12 protein-coding genes and 1 riboswitch are annotated in these 21,009 nt (G+C 46.2%); of the genes, 3 read left to right on the forward strand and 9 right to left on the reverse strand.

Translation table 11 applies throughout. The features are described from left to right. Positions 1 to 111 precede the first annotated feature (111 nt). Together lysC and FJQ87_RS17150 are read right to left on the reverse strand one after the other, a co-directional pair. A complete protein-coding gene (gene lysC, locus FJQ87_RS17145; RefSeq protein WP_140933657.1) occupies positions 112 to 1,473 on the reverse strand; it encodes a lysine-sensitive aspartokinase 3 in 1,362 nt (453 codons plus the stop codon). Between the two features lie 140 nt (positions 1,474 to 1,613). Next, positions 1,614 to 1,788, reverse strand: a riboswitch (Lysine riboswitch). A 123-nt stretch (positions 1,789 to 1,911) separates the two neighbouring features. Next, positions 1,912 to 2,340 carry a DUF3293 domain-containing protein gene (locus FJQ87_RS17150; protein ID WP_140933658.1) on the reverse strand — a complete coding sequence of 143 codons (429 nt, stop codon included), beginning with the start codon at positions 2,338 to 2,340 and terminating at the stop codon, positions 1,912 to 1,914. A gap of 591 nt (positions 2,341 to 2,931) precedes the next feature. On the opposite strand from FJQ87_RS17150, the gene arcA reads away from it, so the two are divergent. Beyond that, complete coding sequence (arcA, locus tag FJQ87_RS17155; RefSeq protein WP_140933659.1) at positions 2,932 to 3,648, forward strand: two-component system response regulator ArcA; 717 nt, start codon at positions 2,932 to 2,934, stop codon at positions 3,646 to 3,648. 240 nt (positions 3,649 to 3,888) lie between these two features. On the opposite strand, the gene FJQ87_RS17160 is transcribed toward arcA, so the two are convergent. Next, positions 3,889 to 6,150, reverse strand: a complete 2,262-nt coding sequence (locus tag FJQ87_RS17160) for a S9 family peptidase (protein ID WP_140933660.1) — start codon at positions 6,148 to 6,150, stop codon at positions 3,889 to 3,891. Positions 6,151 to 6,301: 151 nt separating this feature from the next. On the opposite strand from FJQ87_RS17160, the gene FJQ87_RS17165 reads away from it, so the two are divergent. Next, entirely contained in the window at positions 6,302 to 7,294 is a 993-nt protein-coding gene (locus FJQ87_RS17165; protein WP_140933661.1) for a class 1 fructose-bisphosphatase, read from the forward strand. A gap of 169 nt (positions 7,295 to 7,463) precedes the next feature. On the opposite strand, the gene FJQ87_RS17170 is transcribed toward FJQ87_RS17165, so the two are convergent. The 5 genes from FJQ87_RS17170 to FJQ87_RS17190 all read right to left on the reverse strand — a co-directional run bounded on the left by FJQ87_RS17170 (position 7,464) and on the right by FJQ87_RS17190 (position 15,800). Continuing rightward, on the reverse strand, positions 7,464 to 8,708 hold the full coding sequence (locus tag FJQ87_RS17170; protein ID WP_140933662.1) for a dicarboxylate/amino acid:cation symporter: 1,245 nt from the start codon (positions 8,706 to 8,708) through the stop codon (positions 7,464 to 7,466). A gap of 461 nt (positions 8,709 to 9,169) precedes the next feature. Continuing rightward, complete coding sequence (locus tag FJQ87_RS17175; protein WP_140933664.1) at positions 9,170 to 10,390, reverse strand: phosphoenolpyruvate carboxylase; 1,221 nt, start codon at positions 10,388 to 10,390, stop codon at positions 9,170 to 9,172. Further along, a complete protein-coding gene (locus FJQ87_RS17180) occupies positions 10,387 to 11,034 on the reverse strand; it encodes a hypothetical protein (RefSeq protein WP_140933665.1) in 648 nt (215 codons plus the stop codon). Before FJQ87_RS17180 ends, FJQ87_RS17175 begins: the two co-directional genes overlap by 4 nt. After that, positions 11,035 to 14,709 (reverse strand): ATP-binding protein, encoded by a 3,675-nt coding sequence (locus FJQ87_RS17185; protein WP_140933666.1) that lies wholly within the window; start codon positions 14,707 to 14,709, stop codon positions 11,035 to 11,037. It abuts the gene before it with no gap. 383 nt (positions 14,710 to 15,092) lie between these two features. Then, positions 15,093 to 15,800, reverse strand: a complete 708-nt coding sequence (locus tag FJQ87_RS17190; protein WP_140934188.1) for a DUF3581 family protein — start codon at positions 15,798 to 15,800, stop codon at positions 15,093 to 15,095. A 378-nt stretch (positions 15,801 to 16,178) separates the two neighbouring features. On the opposite strand from FJQ87_RS17190, the gene FJQ87_RS17195 reads away from it, so the two are divergent. Continuing rightward, positions 16,179 to 18,365 (forward strand): TonB-dependent receptor, encoded by a 2,187-nt coding sequence (locus FJQ87_RS17195; protein WP_140933667.1) that lies wholly within the window; start codon positions 16,179 to 16,181, stop codon positions 18,363 to 18,365. A gap of 162 nt (positions 18,366 to 18,527) precedes the next feature. On the opposite strand, the gene mrcB is transcribed toward FJQ87_RS17195, so the two are convergent. After that, complete coding sequence (gene mrcB / locus FJQ87_RS17200) at positions 18,528 to 20,858, reverse strand: penicillin-binding protein 1B (RefSeq protein ID WP_140933668.1); 2,331 nt, start codon at positions 20,856 to 20,858, stop codon at positions 18,528 to 18,530. Between the last annotated feature and the right edge of the window lie 151 nt (positions 20,859 to 21,009).

Consider the following 21,009-nt stretch of genomic DNA (forward strand, 5'->3'; position numbering starts at 1 on the left):
TAAAAGTATGAACTTACGGTTTTAAAAGAAGCGCTTGGCTCAGTAATAACTGAGCCAAGCGAATTAACTAAAACGATATTCGCTAAATACTAAATACATTAAGTTTATATCTTAAGCCGCATCAAATAAGCGTTGATGCAAGGTCGCGACTAATTGCGGCACATCGGCCTCTGCCACTAACACACATAAGTTATGTGGACTCGCGCCTTGGCAAACCATGCGCACATTAATGTTTTCCAGCACCTCAAAAACCAATTTGCACACCCCAGGAGTTGTCGCAATACGATTACCGACAATCGCGACTAACGCTAACCCCTGCTCAACTTGCACCCGGCAATGCTGAGCTAATTCAGTGAGTAAATGATCGCTTAGCAAGCCTTCACCACTCGAATCTGAACCGGTTTTATCTAAGGTAAGTGCCACGTTCACTTCTGAAGTAGTAATTAAATCAACGCTTATCTTATGACGCGCTAAGGTCGCAAAGGTTTCAGCTAAGAAGCCTCGAGCATGCAACATTTGTAAACTATGCAAATTTAATAAGGTTTGATCGCGCCTTACCGCAATGGCGCGATACAAAGGCGGATTATCAATGCGATTGCGTATCCAAGTGCCACCGCGCTCTGGTTCACGACTTGAACCCACAAACACTTCAATACCGCGGCGCACCGCAGGTAAAATGGTGGCAGGATGGAGTACTTTGGCGCCAAACGTCGCCATTTCCGCCGCTTCATTAAAGCTGATTTCAGCCAGCGGCTTGGCATTAGCCGCAAGCCTTGGGTCAGTGGTATAAATACCCGCAACATCGGTCCAAATTTCAACCGCGTTGGCACCTAAGGCTTCAGCTAATAACGCCGCTGAGTAATCACTGCCACCGCGACCTAAGGTAGTAGTCATGCCGTGATCATCACTGCCAATAAAGCCTTGAGTGACGACCACTTGCTTATCGAAAAGAGGCGCTAAATGTAATTGCGCCAACTGAGCTATCATATCAATTTGTGGCTCAGCGCGGCCAAAGTGACTGTCTGTGCGCAGAATTTGCCGCACATCGAAACTAATCGCATTTACGCCTAATTCTCTTAAGGTGGCGGCAAACAATTGTGATGAACACAATTCGCCGCACGCGAGCAACTCATCTTTAAGCGCTTTAGTGCTATCTATTAATAAGCGCTCGCTCAATACGGCAATGCGACTTAATAGACCATCGATAGCGGCGGCAACATCGTTGGGACGATGCAGCGCATCTAAGATTTTATATTGAATGGCGGCGATATCTTTTAATAGCTTAAAGCGCTGCTCATCATCTGTCACAGTCGTTAATTCGACTAACAGATTAGTGACTCCCGCGGCCGCGCTCACCACCACTACACGGCGACTCGCATCATTTAAAATTATCTTGGCACTGAATGTTAAGGCATCGCTATTGGCAAGGGATGTGCCGCCAAACTTAGCGACTACTAGTTTATCGATAGACATAAATCACCCTCCAACCTATGAGCGAGGATAGACAATATATTGAGATTGTTAGACATAACACACTCCGAACCCAAAAATGTTCGAAGAGCCTGGGGCGAAATGAGATCAACAGCCTGCCAAAGCAACAGAAGGAGATAATTGCCACCAGAAGCTCTCCACCTAAACTCAGGTGACAATCAGTGGGATTCAGCCCACTTGACCGCAATCAGCACTCACATTCGTGCGTCTCACTCGGCGTTGCTCCCCCTTCGCAATAATAATCAGGGAATGTGCCCTTATTATTGCGTACCTGGTCAACGCGCCTCTTCTGAATGTTCATTACAATGAACACCTGAACGTTAACAATTGTTTATACTCGAGGTCAACAAAAAACAAAGAAGGTCAAAAAATAACTTGTGTTGATGATCAATAGAAAATTAACAATGCCCAGATTAAGTGTCAGCTATAGCTAGGTAACTCATTGACTAAGGTTACGCGCTCACTAAAAGCGCCTAAATCAAGCCGAGAATTAGCATCGCTACAGCTAAATAACCCCAGACGATTACCACTCACATAATAAATGGCTAATTGTTGCCAACGCCGCCCCAAATCTAAGGCTTCAGCTAAAGGTAAAATTACCGCCCAACTCGCCTCAACATGAGATAAATCTGGGCTAGCCCCAAGAATGCGCCGATATGGCACTCTTAGCTCATCAATATCTTGTTGCAATTGCCTATCATAGAGGCGGTTTTGACCGGGTAAATGAGGTACACCTAAAGGGTTGGCCGCGGTAATAATGGCAAAATCAATACTGGGGGTTAGCGCTTGTGTTAATAAGAACACACTACTCTGATAAGCCCGCCACAGCTCAATTGTGATCTGTGTCATAGACAAAAACCTTTTAATGAACAAAAATGCATCCACAGTTTAGTCTGCTTTAGCAGCAAATTCAGAAAAACTGGCTCAAGCTCACTATGGCAACCCCTTGGTCATGGTGCTTTTGCAAACAATTTTTGCAAAAATTGATTAAGATTACGTCACTTCATGATTTTTTTAACAATTAATTTGTTAACAAATGCCTAAAACGAGTACACTATTAGGGTTGATTAGCTAACCACCATCCTAGGGCGTCAACACCGACACTCACATTTCACGAATCGGTTTAAAAGGATGGCAACTCAGTTGCAATGAAACTCACTTTTGAATTGATGATTTAATAACCTTCACAAACCTACAACTGTGAGGGAACTTATTTCGTTAATTGTTACTCGAAGTGTAAGCAACTATCGTATTTTCCCTGGGAGTTTCAAAAAACTCCATGGATATTGCAGATTTTACTAACCTTATACAGTGCTGTTTAGCCCCTTCAATTATTGATAGGGACTGGCTAGTTGTTATTGCAATTTAGCTGAGTGAAATATTGACTCGTGACTGTTTATCGTTAGCGATAATTTGATTAAATTTTTTTAGGTAAATGACATGCAAAACCCGCACATTCTGATCGTTGAAGATGAAGCAGTTACCCGCAATACGCTGAGAAGTATTTTTGAAGCAGAAGGATATGTGGTAACTGAGGCCAATGATGGCGCAGAAATGCATAAAGCCCTGCAGGAAAATAAAATCAACCTGGTGGTGATGGATATTAACTTGCCTGGTAAAAATGGTTTGCTGTTAGCGCGCGAATTGCGTGAAATCAACAACATTGGCCTGATTTTCTTAACTGGCCGTGACAATGAAGTTGATAAAATCTTAGGTTTGGAAATTGGCGCTGATGATTATATCACTAAGCCATTCAACCCAAGAGAATTGACCATTCGTGCTCGCAACCTGCTGACTCGCGTAAGCAGCACTGGCCAAGACGTTGAAGAAAAGAGTTCAGTTGAATTCTACCGCTTCAATGGCTGGTCTTTGGAAATCAACAGCCGCTCATTAGTGAGCCCGCAGGGCGAATCATACAAGCTGCCACGCAGTGAGTTCCGCGCTATGCTGCACTTTGTTGAGAACCCAGGTAAGATTCTGAGCCGCGCTGACTTACTGATGAAGATGACTGGTCGTGAGCTTAAGCCACACGATCGTACTGTTGACGTGACGATTCGTCGTATCCGTAAGCATTTCGAAAGCCAGCCTGATACTCCAGAAATCATCGCCACCATTCATGGTGAAGGCTACCGTTTTTGCGGTAACTTAGAAGATTAATCACTTAGGTGATACAAAAAGCCGCTATGATTAGCGGCTTTTTATTGGCTTACATTTAGGTTTTTGTTTAAAGCTTTTATTAATGAAGCCTTTAAGCCCTTATTAAGTCAGTCATTAAGCAAAGAATTAAGCCAGAAAACTAACTCTGAAAATAATCGCTAAAAATAATCGCCAACGATAAACGTTATTAAAGCGGCGATTAGCCGCCTTAATACTTTAAGCTAAACGCCTTAGGGCAGTTTATAACTCACGGTCAAGAAAATCCGCAATCGATAGATATAAATGACTGCGCACCGCATTGCCCTGCATTGAATGCTTTGAGCCAGGATAATCAATCATTTGGAATAACTTGCCTTGATCTTGTAAGGCCTTATAAACCCGCGTGCTATTTTCAAACAACACATTATCATCCGCCATACCGTGATACATCAATAAACCTCTGTCATATTGGCCCACATAAGGCAATACCGAGGCGCGCTGATATCCAGCTGCATTAGTCTGCGGATGCCCCATATAACGCTCAGTATAATGCGTATCATATAGACTCCAATCTGTGACTGGCGCCCCTGAAATCGCAACTTTAAAATCCTGCGGCGCTTTAAACTTACTCATTAACGCCATATAACCGCCATAGCTATGACCAAAAATAGCAATCCGATCATCGGCCACATAAGGTAAATTACGCAGATATTTAACCCCAAGCTGCTGATCGATAACTTCAAGTTCGCCTAAGTTTTGATAAATCACCTGCTCAAATCGAGTACCGCGATTAGCACTGCCGCGATTATCTAATTGAAAGACTAAATAGCCGCGCTGCAATAAATGCTGCGTAAAATAATCATGATTACTCCAGCTGTTAGTCACTAATTGTGCATGGGGGCCGCCATAAACCCGCACAACTACAGGATATTGCTTAGTTGCATCAAAATCTGCGGGCTTAAATAAGCGGTACACTAAGGCTTGACCATCAGCAGCCGCTAAGGTACCAAACTCTGGCAATTGCCATAAACCAAAATAGGGATACAAAGGATGCTGTTTATCAACCGTATTTTGCTCAACCCAAGTTAATAACTTGCCAGCGCCATCATGTAAACTCACCTGAGGCGGCTGCGCAAGGGAACTAAAGTAATCAAGATAAATAGCGCGGTTTTTAGCAAATACTGGGGCGTGCGTGCCAGCACGCACGCCAACATCTTCAATGGCACCCGAGGCTATGGCAACCCGATAAATTCGGCTTTCAATGACAGTATCTTTACGGCCAGTAAAATACACCCAACCATTGGCTTCATCGACATATTCAATCTTATCCACCGCCCACTCGCCAGAGGTTAATGGCTTTTGCAATTGACCTTTAGCGTCATACAGATATAAATGCTTATAGCCACTGCGCTCTGACGCCCAAATAAACCCTGATGGGGTTAAAAAAGTTAAATCGTCATTGAGGTTAATCCAAGCATCACTCTTTTCCGTGAGTAAGGTTACGGCGCTCAATGTCGTCAATGCTTGCGACTCTGTTGCTGCCGGTTTCAAACTGGCTAAGCGTAAATCTAACTGCTGCTGACTGCGATTTTGCCACTGAAAACTTAAACCAGAAGCATCAGGCAACCAGTCGACTCGCGCCAAATAACCATTGGTATCAGCACCTAAATCCAGCCAAGTCGTTTTTCCAGAGCCCAGAGATAACACGCCAAGCTCAATCAACACATTGGCCTTGCCCGCATAAGGGTAGCGCTGCTCAGTGAGCTTAATGCCGTCAGCATAAATCTCATTACGCGTAACTAATTCCACAGGCGATTCATCAATGCGGGTATAGGCAAGCGCGCTATCATCGGGCGCCCACCAGTAACCTGTCATGCGCCCCATTTCTTCTTGGGCCACAAATTCAGCCATGCCATTTTTAATGTGCTCGCCACCATCAAAGGTCAGTTGGCGTTCGCTGTTTGTGGCTAACTCATAAATAAACAAATTTTGATCTTTAATGTAAGACACAAATTTGCCTTGGGGCGACACTTTGGCATCGGTGGCAAACCCTGTAATTGCTAAGGGTTGTAATTGCTCTGTATTAACTTGATATAAATACAGATTGCCGGCGGAAGGTATAAGCACACTCTTGCCATCGCTCGACCAGTCATATTCCATAATGCCGGCGCCATAAATACGTTGGCGCTCACGCCGAGCTTTTTCTTCGTCAGATAACTCGTTAGCTTTAAGTAAACTGGCATCGAGTAAACGTGAATGTTTACCTGAGCTTATCTCCATCTGCCACAAATCAAAAAAATGCTGATTATCACTGCGCGGTGCTAAATAAGTTACTCGCTGACCATCAGGGGATAATTTTAGCCCGCGCGGACTATTGCCTTCTAAAGCTGGCGAGTCATGCATTCTGGCAATGGCTAAGGGGGTCGAATCTCCCATAGGCGCGGTTAATGCGGGGGTAAGCGCCTCGGCAGAGAGCGCAAAGGGCATGGCAAGCGCTGCCAGCGGGATCCATTTTTTAGTCATTATTATTCCCTGATGATTTTATCTTCGCCTGATTCTGCCTGAATTTGGGTAAAAACCAAACTCTGTCGCTGAATTTTACTTTTGTCTGCGTTATTATCCGCACCATCTCGCGTGAATGACCCTATTTTAATAATGAAAATGAGGATTTCAGATGCAAACCTTGACTCAAGTGCTAGCTTCACAGCCACTTAACGCTTCACTGACGCAAGTCATACACACTCTGGCTAACAGTGCTAAAGACATTAGCAGCGCCGTTAGACAAGGCGCACTTGCCGGCGTACTTGGTGCGACAGAGCAAGAAAACGTGCAAGGTGAAACTCAGAAAAAACTGGATATCATCACTAACGACATGCTCAAAGATGCCTTAGCCCAAGACAGCCATGTCAAAGCCTTAGCCTCTGAAGAAGAAGATGATATCGTTGCCTTAAATAGCCAAGGCAGTTATTTAGTGTGTTTCGACCCACTGGATGGCTCATCAAACATTGATATTAACTCCTTAGTTGGCACTATTTTTTCTGTACTGCCAGCGCCAGCAGGGGATGTGAGCGCTAAGAGTTTCTTGCAATCTGGCCGCGCCCAAGTGGCTGCCGGTTATGTCCTTTATGGGCCGTCAACTATGTTGGCCTTAACCACAGGTCATGGCGTGCAACTGTTCACCTTAGATCCAAGCACCAATGAATTTCTACTGACTGACGCCGCCATGAGCATCAGCCCAGACACCAGCGAATTTGCCATTAACATGTCAAACCAGCGTTTCTGGGAAGCGCCAATGCAAAGTTATATCAGTGACTTATTGCTGGGTAAAATTGGCCCGCGTGAGCGCAACTTCAATATGCGCTGGATTGCGGCTATGGTGGGCGACGTGCACCGCGTATTATGTCGCGGCGGGATTTTTACTTACCCGGCTGACAACAAAGACTCTAAAAAACCTTTTAAGCTGCGCCTTATGTATGAAGCCAACCCTATGGCATTCTTGGTAGAGCAAGCGGGCGGCGTAGCCTCAACCGGTTATGAAACCATTTTAGATATTGAGCCACAGCATATTCATGAGCGCGTAGCCGTTATTTTAGGCTCAGCCAACGAAGTGAATGCCTGCCTTGAATATCATGGCCAGCATTACGATGACCAAGAGCCCGAGTGCTAATAAATAGTGCTAATAAATAGTATGTGAACTCAATGGAAATCCGGCCAGTGCCGGATTTTTTATTGCAGCCTAAAGTGAGTTAAACCATAAATGGAACCGTGAATTGAGGCGAATTAAGCCGCTAATTTAAGCGCCCATTAAAGTGCTAATAGATAACTGCTTACCCCAATCAAACTCCCTGCGCGCTATTATGCTGTTTTTCGGTTTGCTCGACGATGGTCAACACCGCCGTATCCCCCACCACATTGCATGAGGTTAAAATCATATCAATCAAACGGTCGAGCGCAGCCACCAAGGCAAAGGCTTCAATGGGTAAGCCCATTTGATAGATAAGCACACCTATCATCACCATACCGCCGCCAGGCACGCCGCCTGCACCTACTGATAGCAAGAACACGCTAAACAACACGGTTGGTACTTGCTCCAAGGTAATTGGCATACCAAAAGCATTGGCAATAAAGAAAATGGCAACGGTAATGTAAATCGACACCCCGCCCATGTTCATAGTCGCGCCAAGCGGCACCCCAAAACCTGCCACGGCGTGGCTCACGCCAAGTTTGTCGGTTAAGGTGCGCATGGTGACTGGTATGGTGGCGTTTGAGCTGGCAGTTGATAATGAAAACAGTATCTGCTCACGGGTTTGGCGCCTAAATTCAGCGGCGCTAATGGGAGTAAATATACCAACGGCGGCGGGATACACCACAAACACCCACAACACTAACAAGCCAATATTAAGCAGCAAATATTGCAGCAAACTAGTAAATACTGCGGCATCTAACGTAGCGCCTAACTTAAACATCAAACAAAACACCCCAATAGGCGCTAGCGACATCACCACGCCAATCAGTTTCATCATTATGCTATTTAGGATTTGAAAACCGTTAACCGCACCAACTACGCTCTCGCCCATGGATTTCATCACGCCGCCAAAGAGCAGTGCCATAAAAATGATTTGCAGCATGTTGCCCGAGGTAAAGGCAGCGATAGGATTGCTCGGCACTATATTGACTATCAAGGTCATTAAACTTGGCAGCTCAGTCGAGCTTAATGTCACCTCGGCGCCACTGCGCATATCAACCCCAGAGCCTGGGTTAATCAGCATGACCACAGCAAAAGCGGCGCCTATGGAAAGCACAGTATTAATCACATAAAAACTAAAGGTTTTGGTACCTAAGCGGCCAAAACTTTGCAAATCTTGCAGCTCACACACGCCGCACACTATGGAGACAAAGACTAAGGGCACCACCAGCAGCATGATCATGTTGACGAACATAGTGCCTATGCCACCGGCCAACACCACCAAGTCATCGCCAAAGAAGCCAATATCACTTAAGAAATATTGCACTACTAAGCCTAAGCACAGACCCAAAAGTAACCCCAAAAAGATACGAACTGATAATGAACGACTAGTCATATAACCCCTTCAAACAGCAGAAGTGCCCGTTTTTATTATTATTTTTTATGTTTGTAGGTCTTGGATAGTGAAACATGCGGCCATAAATTTCAACCCAAAAAACCAACAAGCAAGCAACCAAAGCTTAAACGCAGCAATCACAAAAGAAGTAATGCTTTGATTTTAAATAAAATTATATAAGTCTAACTTTGTACTAAAAACAATCATGAGTGTCAGTGTGGGCTAAGCGCTTGCTTTAACAGTAATAACTTAACGATCAACCAGTGAAAACAACTAAAGCGAGCATCATTAAAGGTGAAATAAGCTAGCGATAGTAAATTCGCTAGTCTTGGGATGAGATTTAACGCGATTAATGAGTGCAATACACTGCTAAATTTTGTTCAATAAAAAAGCAGTCATTGACTGCTTTTTCTTAAATCGCTTAGTGCTAAAGGCCTAGATGATGGCCAAATGTAAATGGTTTACGCCATCCACAACTCCACATCGTGAATGATAAAATTACCTGTATATACAGGATGATTATCACCTATTGGCTCAAGCTCGAAAAATTGGCGATACTCATCGGCCAAGCCGTCATAGCCACAAATCACTTGATATAACCACGCTTCACTGCCCCAAGTAAGCTGCTGCGCTTGCAGATATTCAAGCGCCGATTGGCGCACACCTGAATCAATCACGGCCATGAAATATTGCTCAACCGCGAGTTTCAGCGGGTCGTCAGCCACAGTAAAATCATCATTTTCGCCAAGGGACATTAATTGCGGCTCAGCGTTCGCCTTATCAGCCAAGTTTAAATGACTAATACTTTTGATTTTAGAGACGATTTCAAGCAAATCGGTTTCATGCAGGCTGTTATGCACATCCACATGGGCTGGGGCTAAAATGGCATCGGCGCGATTAAACAAATTGGCTATCTGTTGGTGAGCCACATGATTTTCAACCCGATAATCTGGATGTAAATCCGTGTGTAACAAAAAGCCCTTGAGTAATCGCGTACGTCCCTGAATTTGACGAAAACGCCCAAGTAGCTCAAGCAAGCGCCCTTGCACGACCGACAGTTCCTGCGCGCAGTAACTCATTTGATCTTGCAGGCTAGTGACCAATAAACGCCTAAGCTCGCGAATATCACCCGCTATCGTCGCCAGCTCATCAAAATGCAGCATAGCTAAGCCATTAAGTAATTCAGTCACTTGGCTTTGGGCTAATTCATTTTCACGAATTTTGGCACTAATAGTACCGACATAACCAAACTCGTTGTTAATCCGGCTCCACAATACCCGAATGGCATAACGTAAGCCTTCGGTAAAGCTATACACATGCTCATTTAAATCATTGAGATAGGCTTCTGCGGCGCTAAAATCCAGCTGATGGCGAGCTTCTTTATAGTGCTCTGCCAAGGTCTTAATGGTAGCTAGTGCTGAGCCCGCATTGGCATCGATTTGACGATTGCGCTCATCACTTAAGCCCTCTTCCAGCAAGGCACGCAAAGTGCGCTTTAGGCGCAGTGGTTCTTGCGGCTCTGGGCGCCACAAAATCCCCGCCTTTTGCAGCTTATCTATTACAGCAGGATCATGCTGATTGTCGCTAAGGGAGCCTGCTAAATACACGTCCATGATCACATCACTGTGGCGGCCAAGCTGCTTTAGCAGTTTGACCCCAGCCTGATGCAAGTTAGTACTCATAACAAATCCCTCTGGGTAGCAGTTTCTGCTTGAGCTTCTAACTGCAAACCTTCGGTTTCATCAATAAAGCGGATCACTTCATAAAGATAATCAACCTTGCCGGTGGCCAGATAAATTTGCTTTTCTGGGTTAGGTTTAAGCAAATAGCCAAGCTCGACTAAGCGCTTAAATACTAACTTGATTTGCGCGTCCACATTGGTCGAGGTTGAGCCAAATAAGCGGTACTGACTTAACGTTGTAAGCTGCTCGCGCAGCGCAGGCGTATCTTCAATGCGAGTTTGCAATTCAGTCAAGCGTAACGCTGAGCCTTCGACTAATGAGGCATCTTGGCCTGAAGCTTCTTGCATCAGCACTAACCATTCCACCATAGGAATGAGTGCCTGACAGATTTCCTTAAACTGGGCGGAAATAACTTTGCGCTCGTGTTCACCCAGTTGCAGATAACCGCAAAAGAATACTTCGCCTTCGGCGGCGCTACATAAAGTGCGATTGATTTGATTAAGATAGTGCTCAATCTGCTCGCGGTTAGCTGGGTTTTTAAGGGCGCGCCATTGATCTTCACCGCTAGTGCGGCAAATAAACTCGCCTTTTAATAAACGCTCAACCAGCTCGCCTTGGCTCGCCATCAAAGTGACTTGTTCCATTTACACCACCTCTTGTGCGGCTAAGGCTTTTAACTTATCCGCCAGCGGATTCACCTTAGGTTTAACGACTTGTAACTTGCGGGTCTGCTTATTGATAATGTAGCGATTCGCAAACAAATTAAGCACTTCCGATTCAGGATTCGGGAAGGCGCCAAGCACACTAATGTTGTTGTTTTCACAGGCATCAAAGATTTTTTTGACGTTGTTGTGATGCAAGGTGCCGAGCTCATCTATCGGCCAATGCACAGTCACTTCGGCATCGCCGCGCAATAAGCGGGTAAAGGCCAGCAAAAACTTACATAAAATCAAATAGGCCATGCCGTGACTTGAGGATTCATTAAGCTGACGGTCAGTGCGGATAATCAAATCTGAATTACCTTCTTTAAGGCGCAGTTCAATTTCCAGCAACTTAGCTACGCCGCCCGTCAGCGCGCTGCGGCCAATAATATCTAACGCGCGGCGCATGCTGTTGACATAATCTTCAGCCGGCAGACCGCTAAAGCCATCGGCTTGCCATTGACGGAACGCCTTCACAAACTGCTCAAGCTCGGGCCAGAACTCTAATTCACTGATGCGCGAGCGAATGCGCACCGCCGATTCTGACACGCCATCTAGGAATAACTCTTCACCCACTTCGCGGGTAATGCGGGCGCTTTGACTGGCAATGCGGCGGTCAATATCGGCCAACACATCGTAATAAGCCGTTAAATCCACACCGAAAATTCGGCCTTGTTCCCGCAGCGCCGTAATAGATTGCGGCACCATAACATTAAGCAACTGCGCCAAGGCTGGCACCAATTTACGGTAATCCAGTAAGCGAATGCCCTTGTCGTTGATGAGGGTGGCCTCAGTGCGCGCGCGCTCCCAAGTTTCAGCTAAGCTTGAGCCAGATTTACTAACAATCACGCTATCAAAGTGATCAACGTACTGTTTTACCGAGCTTAATAGGCTTTCACGCTTAAGCAGTAACTCATCACCTTGGCGCAGGCGCTCGGCAATGCTACCGGCCGCTTCTTCAAGGTTTTTAGGTAACTTAATATCCGCCAGTTTTCTTAATAACGAACGCAGCTTAGTTAAGTTTTCTGACGCTTCGACTTGGCTATTATCCGATAGGCGTTTGGCAGCTTCTAATTCGCCGCGCTTATGCTTAACTTCGGCGGTTTTAGCTTTTAGCTGTTGATCTAACTGCGTATAACTGGTTTTAACTTCGGCCAATTGGGTTTGCAGTTTAGGCTTACGCTGGCGCCAACTGTGTTGATACCAATCATCAAAGCGCAATACTTGGCTGCGACCTTGCTCAGCCCCCGCCATCTTAGCTTCAATGGCTTTGATGTCGCGTTTGAGCTGCAGAATTTGGTCTTCATCGACACCGCGGGATTTAAGCTCGCTCTTATACCAGCTGTCACACGCCTTTTGCTCGCTTTTGGCGTGCTCGCGTCTATGGCTAATTTGTTGTTGTTGCTGAGTTAAGGTTAATTCCAGCGCGCCGATAATTTCTTGCCAGAACGCGGTTTTCTCCATTTTCAGCTCCATAGCATCATCATGATGCTGAGCCAACCAAGCTTGCTTGTCGCTAATCAGCTGCTTTATTTCAGCTTGCAGCAAGGTAAGCTGCTTACCGGCTTGCTGTTTACGCTCACTTAAGGCAGCGTTCACTTGCGCTTGCAGCGTGCGTTTTTCATCTAATAAGCGGCGCAGCTCTTCACGGCTATGCTGATTATTCGCCCGCGCTTGGGTGAGCTCACGACCAATAGCCTCAAGGGCTTGATTGCTTGATACCAGCATGTCTTCAGCTTGCTGCTGGGCTAATTGTGCGGCGGCGAGTGCATCTTGCGCTTGCTGCAATTGCAGGCGTAAATCTTGTTCAGAGGCGGCGTAAGCTGGTACATCTAAACTTTTTAAATCAAAGGTTAAACCAAAGATTTCTTGATTAGCTTCACTGCTACGCACAGGGCGCAAATCAGTGCGATGCAATAATTCAGGGGCGATGATTTTACCTAGGCCTAACTCCCAGCCTGGCGCTTCACGGCGCAAATACTCAAGTAAGGTATGAGATTCAGGGAATAACACATGCTTAATGTCATCAAGCTGAGACAAGCGTTCATTAACGCGCTTACTGACTAAACGCAGGCCATCATCGGCTCTATCGCGCTCACTTCTGAGCTTACGCTCCTGCGCGCTGAGACGCTCAAGCTTAGCGGCGCACACTTCTTGCTCTTCATCGGCAAGACTAATGCGCTCATCGAGCACGGCCAAGGCCATCTTTTCTTCTTCGGTATAGCTCACGCTATCAATTTTTAACTGATGAGCAGCCATGGCTAATTTGAGCTGATATTCTTGCTCGTTAAAGCGCGCGACGCCTTGCTGCTCAGCGTCGCGGTTAGCTTGGGCGAGCTTTTCCAGTTCAGCGCGCGCCAATTCTTTTTGGCTATCGCGCTGCTCACGGCTTTTATCGACTTGGCTGTGCAGCTTTTCTAATTCGCTATTTAACTGCTCACCTAATTCACTGCGACGGGCGTTGTAAGCGGCTTCTATGTCTTGATGCTGTTCGGTTTGCAGCTTATGTCTATCATTAAGGGTTTGTAAGTCTTGGCGCCACTGCGGCAACGTCGCTAACGCCGCTTTAGCCGCATCAATATCTGCATCCATAAAGCTTTGATATTGATTTTCAATGGCATCTAACTCATCTTCAAACTTGTTGATATCGCCTTTGGCCGCCGAGAGCTCAAGGTTTAATTCATCGCGGCTGTCTTTCCATTCTTCATCAAGCTGTTTCAGCGCGATATTAGTGGCTTTAGAATCGAGCTGCGCTTGATCTTGTCGCTGCACTTCCAAGCTTTCGTCGTGACGATAGCCTTTATGTAAGCTGGCTAGACGCACTTCAGTGCCTTGCAACTGCTCAAATTCATCGGCCAACTTGTCAAATTCAGGGCGAATTTGCTCAAAGCCCGCAATAAGCTGACTTTCACGGATCCAGGCTTCTACGCGCTGCGGATTTAAGCGCGAGCTTGGCGGATTAACGCCGTCTTCTTCTAAAATCGCGGCTACCATCGACTTGACGGTTTCCATCTTGCCTTCTTTGGAATGCACGGCTTTAGCGAGTTTTTCAATATGGCGCAGGGAAAATTCAGGATCGCACAAGGCAAACTGGCGAGCATAAGCACGCAGCTCTTGACGATTAGTGCCAGTACTTAACAACGCGCGATCGTTTTGAATAATGGCGCGATATTCACGGGTATTGAGTAAATTGGTGGTGGCTACCTGCAAGCGCTTGTATTGCCGCCCAAGCTCAGAGGCAGGGTAGCAAATAACTTCATTGCCTTGGCGCTGCTTAATATAATCTTCAAGCTCAAAACCTGTGGCCACAAAGCGATAGTTAACCCCTTTGCCGTCACCGGCTGAGGATAAAATCGCTTGATAGAGCTGATTATCGCTCTTGCGATATTCATAAATGATGTAGCTCGCTTCATTAGGTAAATACCAACGCTCAAAGCTGTCACGAGTTGATGGCACAACGCGGCTTGGGTATTCACCATAAAATACCGGCACTAGGCGCTGCAATGTGGTTTTACCCGAAGCATTGGTACCACAAATGTTGGTATGGCCATCAAGGGCCAGCTCTACGACACCTGGCAAATGAGTGTCTATTAAAATAATACGATTTAGGCTCGACATGGTATTCCTTGCATGGCCATCAAACTCTGGCACAAAACCTTAAATGGCGACTGAAACACCACTTTATTCCGTTGTGAACTATGACGTTAAGCGTCACTGATATTCAAAGGTGAATAAGGTAATCCAAAGCCAGTGTGCAAGCAAATTACCTCAAGGTAATTGCCGTTTTTGCGGACAAAACTGAGAGTTAAGTAGCTTATCGCGCGATCTAATAGCCAAGCGCTATAACAAACTCTAGTTGCTGAGTAAAAATGACTATGGCATAACTAAGTTTTGGCAAATAGAGAAAGGCGCATTAAATAAGGGAATGAAGACTTGCGCTTTGGCTTAAGCGCTAGCACTGTGATGGGCAAGCTCACCCATCACAGCGGCATGATGGAAAATTACTTCACCATAAAATTGGCGGTACGCAGGGCGTATTCATCACACATGGCCGCTACGCTTTCTTCTTCAAAAGGCCTTAAGCCGCTTAAGACTAAACGCTTATAGCCCTTACCTATCAAGGCGCCATTGGCATGAATGGCAAAATCAATATCCACTTGGCCGCGCTTACCTTCATGACTAAGGCGCGCATCGACTAATGTCAGTTCAATATCGTCAAAATCAAGCGTCGATAAGCTAAAACCCATGCGCTCATAAATGACTAAGGGTCGGTCGGCATTAATCATCACGCCCTGCTCACGCATTAATGGCACCATGATATGGACAAAGTTAAGCCCAGAAAATGCCACATAACGGCGAATAAACTGCTCAATTTGGCGAGTTTCTTGGGTGATATCGCCAGTTGCATCGGCTTGTAAAATCAGCTTGTCGTTAGTATCTAGTAACTGCATGCAGTCTTGCGCCGCCGGTAAGCGTAAGGTTTTATTGGCCGGCACCATATCGGCAAACCGAAAATCCATGTGCGAGCGTAAACCGTTATGCATTAATAAGATGGCGAACAGTAGATCGCCAGGCACACAAAAGCGTTTAGCATCAATATCATGAATGGGATTAAAGTCACCTGCGACCGACTTAGCAAACAAGCTCGCTTGCTCTGCATCAATATCGATAAAGCCTTGGCGCTCATTAAAAAACTTATTTAAAAACATCATGATTCTCTTATCCATCCCAGATTGGCCCACAGTGTAACCGTGAATCACGCAAACACTGAGCCGATGACTTAACCCTTAGCCACAATCAGCCCTTGATGGCTTGGCCATGAATGACGGCTAATCCTTAGCCTTAGTGAGTTGCTAACGGCTGCAATAATTTTGCATCCTTGGGGATCACTCAGTCCCGCAGCACTAGGCTAATGTAAATTGCTCAAACAACCAACAAAACAATTAACCGCGCCAGCAATTAAATCGCCAAAGCCAACCTCAACAAAAGCAACAAACAAAACAAACTGTTTACACAAGTGTAATTACACCCATAATGCGAATCATTATCGTTATCACCAACCTTAGAGTTAGCTATTAGGAGTTTTCATGTTTGCGGCAAAACCACTTCAATTGTCTGTATTAACCTCGGCATTACTGCTGAGCTTCTCATCACCCTTGCTGGCTGATGACGATATTAATGTGTCTGAACACATCACTATTTTTGGGCAACAGAACCCACTCAATAAGTCACCATCAAGTAGTCACGAGATAACCCAAGCTGAGTTAGATAAATTTAAATACACAGATATCATGCGTACCCTAGCGACTATTCCTGGCATTTATATTCAGGAAGAAGATGGTTATGGCCTGCGCCCCAATATTGGTATGCGCGGCACTGGGCAGAATCGCTCAGAAAAAATTACTGTCATGGAAGATGGCGTCTTAGCCACGCCCGCGCCTTACGCCTCACCTGAAGCTTATTATTTTCCAACGCCTGGGCGAATGGAGCGGATTGAAGCCATGAAAGGCGGCTCAACCATTAAGTACGGCCCGCGCACCACAGGCGGCGTGATTAACTTGATATCGCGCAGCATTCCCAATGAAGATATGGCCGGAAAAATTGATGTCGCCCTTGGCCAAGATGGCTTTGCCAAAGGCCATGTATATGGCGGCGGCCAAGGCGAGCAAGTGGGTGCTGTGGCTGAAGTGTTTCGCTATCAAGCCGATGGCTTTCGGGACATTAACCATGTCGGCGGTAACACCGGCTTTGAGCGTAATGATGCCTTAGCTAAAGTCAGTTTTAATAGCGACAAAAGCGCAACTTACGCCCAAGCCTTACAAATTAAACTTAAATATTCAGATGAAACCTCAAACGAAACTTATATGGGATTAACTGAGGCCGACTACAACAGCGCGCCATTTAGCCGCTATAGCGCCTCGCAAAAAGATAAGATGACCACAGATCATCAACAAATTCAGGTCAATCATGTGATTGAGTGGAGCGATACCCTTAATCTCGCCTCGGTTGCTTACTACAATAAGTTCCACCGCAACTGGTACAAAACCAACAAGGTCAATGGCAAAGGCTTAAGTAGCGGCGGCATAGACGCGGCGGCTTTGTTCGATTCAGGTCTGTCGCCATTAAGTAGCATGAAGGTTGAAGTTAAAGCCAATAATCGTGATTACTTGTCTCAAGGTCTGCAAACTCAGCTCAACTGGGACTTAGAGCAACATCAATCCGCCTTTGGCGTGCGCTACCATGAAGATCAAATGGAGCGCTTCCAGTGGGTCGATAATTATCAGTTAACCCAAGAATATCAAATGACCTTAGCGCCTAGTGATGCCGGCGTGCCGGGCACAGATTCTAACTTGCTCGATAGCGCTAAGGCTTGGGCGTTTTTCGCTGAAGATAAGATGAGCTTTGACAAGTTTGCTGTGACCGCAGGTTTACGTTATGAAGACATCACCACTCAGCGCCAAGATTGGGGTAAAGCCAACCCAGGGCGTATCGGCGCGCCAATTAAAGATATTAGTAATAGCTTTGATGCCTTACTGCCAGCCTTGGCTGTGAGTTACACCATCACAGATGAATGGCTAGTATTTACTGGGGTGCAAAAAGGCTTTGCGCCCGCAGCACCTGGCAATGAAGCTGGGGAAGTAGAAAAGAGCTGGAACTATGAGTTAGGCACGCGTTTCAGCCAAGAGGCAGTTACTGCCGAAGCCGTGGCCTTTTACAGTGATTACAGCAATATGCATGGTAACTGCACGGCCGCGCAGGGCTGCGCTGATGACAACATAGGTAATCAGTACAATGCTGGCGAAGTGGATGTTAAAGGCTTAGAAGTGAGCGCAGGCTATGAGCTTAATGCCGACGGACAAGTAAGCTTCCCAGTGAAGATTGCTTACACTTACACCCACACCGAATTTAGCAATAGCTTTACCTCTGACTTCTGGGGACAAGTGAATGCGGGTGATGAATTACCGTATTTACCTACCAATCAGTTGTATTTAGGCCTAGGCGCGCAAACCGATCACTGGCAAGTTACCCTTGCTGGGCGTTATACCAGTGATATGCGCACGGAAGCGGGGCAAGGTAGCATCGCCAGCAATGAGTTGATTGCCGCTAAAACTGTGGTCGATTTATCCGCGCGCTACTTTATTACCAAGCAGCAAGAAGTGTATCTGCAAGCTGAGAACTTATTGGATGAGACTTATATGACAACTCGCATTCATGGCTCGATTTTCTCAGGAAAACCTAGAACTGTGACTTTAGGTTATAGCTATCAGTTCTAACCGAGCTAATACCAGCACTTAATAGCAGAGCTTAATAGCAGAGCTTAATACCAAAGCTTAAAACCAAAGCTTAAAACCAAAGCTTAAAACTCTGAGCACTCATAAACATAAGGCGACCCTGTGGTCGCCTTATTTATTTGTGCTCATTTGCAGTTTACAGTGTTAGCCGCCTATCAGGTTCTGCCACCAATTAAGTGGCTCGCCGCAATTGGCCGCAGGCTGGTAACTATCAAGTAAAGCTGGCACAGCTGACACATTAGCGCAGCCCGCTTGCATAGCCACGCCGCTGTTGCGATTAAAGTAAGCGTTAATCACCCCTTGCGGCGGTTGCATCCGTAAACTTATGGGCGCATGGGCTTGTAAATACGCCTGATAAACCGCCATGGCGCCACTGCTACCATAAAGATTGGTCTTGCCGTTATCATCAAGCCCCACCCAAATAGCGGCGACATTGCGCTCATCAAAGCCTGCAAACCACGCATCGCGGCCATCATTACTGGTCCCCGTTTTACCGGCTATGGTGGCTTTTGGAAATTGCTGACCTAAACGTTTAGCCGTGCCGTTAGCGACAACTTGCGTCATAGCATATTTCACTAAGTAATCGGCGCCTTGAGGAATTGCACTTGCTGACGCTAAGCTGCTGCCTTCAATGGCCTCATTTTGCTTATTGATAACATGAGTCACTGCATGCAATTGTCGATAACGCCCGCCATCGGCTAAGGTCTGATACACCTGCGCTACCATTAACGGCGAGCCATCAACGGCGCCAAGGAAAATCGATGGATAGTTGCTGACGGGGCCATTCCAGCCAGAGCGCATTAACGTGTCTTTAACCGCATCCACCCCAAGTGCCATGCCCAAATTCACAGTCGGTACGTTCATAGATTGCACCAATGCCTGCATTAGGCTCACTTCACCACTAAAGGTTTTAGTGACGTTTTGCGGCGACCAACTTTTGCCTTGTCCATTGTTTAAGGTAATCGGCTGATCTTTAAGGGGTGACATTAAGTTATAACGCTGCCCTTGCTCAAGCGCCGTGGCGTACACAAAAGGTTTAACTAAAGATCCTATCGGGCGGCGAATATCCGCGGCGCGATCAAACCCTGCAAATTCAGGTTGTCTATCACCCACCATAGCCGCGATACCAGCGCTGTATTTATCTGTCACTACCATGCCAGCTTGGATATCTTTAGCGCGCTTATCTAACTGTTTTAAGGTGTGCGATACCGCCTTTTCTGCCGCTTGCTGGGCAATAGGATCTAAAGTGGTATACACCTTAATACCTGATTGCTTAAGTAAGGCGTCACCATAACGGCTGCTAAGTTCACGTTTTACTTGGGCGAAAAACGCCGGTAAACGCGCGCGCACAGGTTTAGATTCTTTGCGTACCCCTAATGGCGATTCAACGGCCACAGTGTATTCATTAACAGAAATCTTATTATTTTCCATCAATAACTTAAGCACCAGATCGCGCCGCTCTAACGCGCGCGCTGGCGATCGCCACGGATTGTAATAAGACGGCCCTTTAATGCTGGCGATCAAAAATGCTTGCTGAGCTAAGGTCAGTTCTGCCACCGGCCTGCCAAAATAAAACTGCGATGCTAAGCCGATACCATGCACAGATCGCGACTTATCTTGGCCCATATACACTTCGTTTAAGTAAGCTTCTAAGATCTCTTGCTTGCTGTAACGAAAATCTATGATCACTGCCATCAAGGCTTCACGAATTTTACGCTCAAGGGAGCGCTCACTGCTTAAAAAGAAGTTTTTAGCTAACTGCTGAGTAATAGTCGAGCCGCCTTGCACAGTACGACCGGCGCTAACGTTAACTAACGCCGCGCGTAAAATAGCTATGGGGTTAATGCCGTGATGATCGTAAAAACTTCTATCTTCCACCAGCAATAATGACTCAACTATGTACTTAGGCATCTCGGCCGTTGGTACAAAAATTCGGTCTTCCGCATCCGATGCAATAATTCTATCAAGCAGCACAGGCTCTAAATAAAACACCGCCAGCTCGCGTTTATCAGACATGCGCGCCACGCTAGTCACCCCTTGGCTATCAAAGGTTAACATGACTTGCTGCTCGGGCTGCTTACCGTCTGGATGCAAAAACGGGCGACGCCATAACTGTATACGGGTCGCAGAGGCAGAATACTCACCCACTTCTCTGGGATTGGCCACCTTGCGATACCCAAGCACAGCTAATTCTTGCAGCACTTGTTGATGACTAATGGCGGCGCCAGGATATAGGCTCATTGGCCGACTAAAGATTTGCGCCGGTAAATACCACTTCTGCCCTTCAAACTTGCTGGCGATGATTTGATCTAAATAAATGCAATAGCTAGCTACGACTGTGGTCACCACTAAAGCCAATTTCCAACTAATAGACCATAAGCGCTTCATCATAGTAGGTGACTGACGGGCTGACTTGGCCCTAGGCTTACGCGCTTTAGGGCTTGGTTTTTCTGAGGTATTTTTTTTAACTGTCATAAATCCTGTCTTTTACACTGATATGGCAATGGCTTAAATCGCAAGGCCACTGAACCATGGCGTTAGAGGCGATTATCCCAGAACATCCAGTAACTTGATAGTTAAGCTCTCTTGGCCTTGAAATAGGCGCCGCCAGTCACAAGGCTGTAGC

This window comes from Shewanella sp. SNU WT4, from assembly GCF_006494715.1.
Taxonomy (GTDB): Bacteria; Pseudomonadota; Gammaproteobacteria; order Enterobacterales; family Shewanellaceae; genus Shewanella.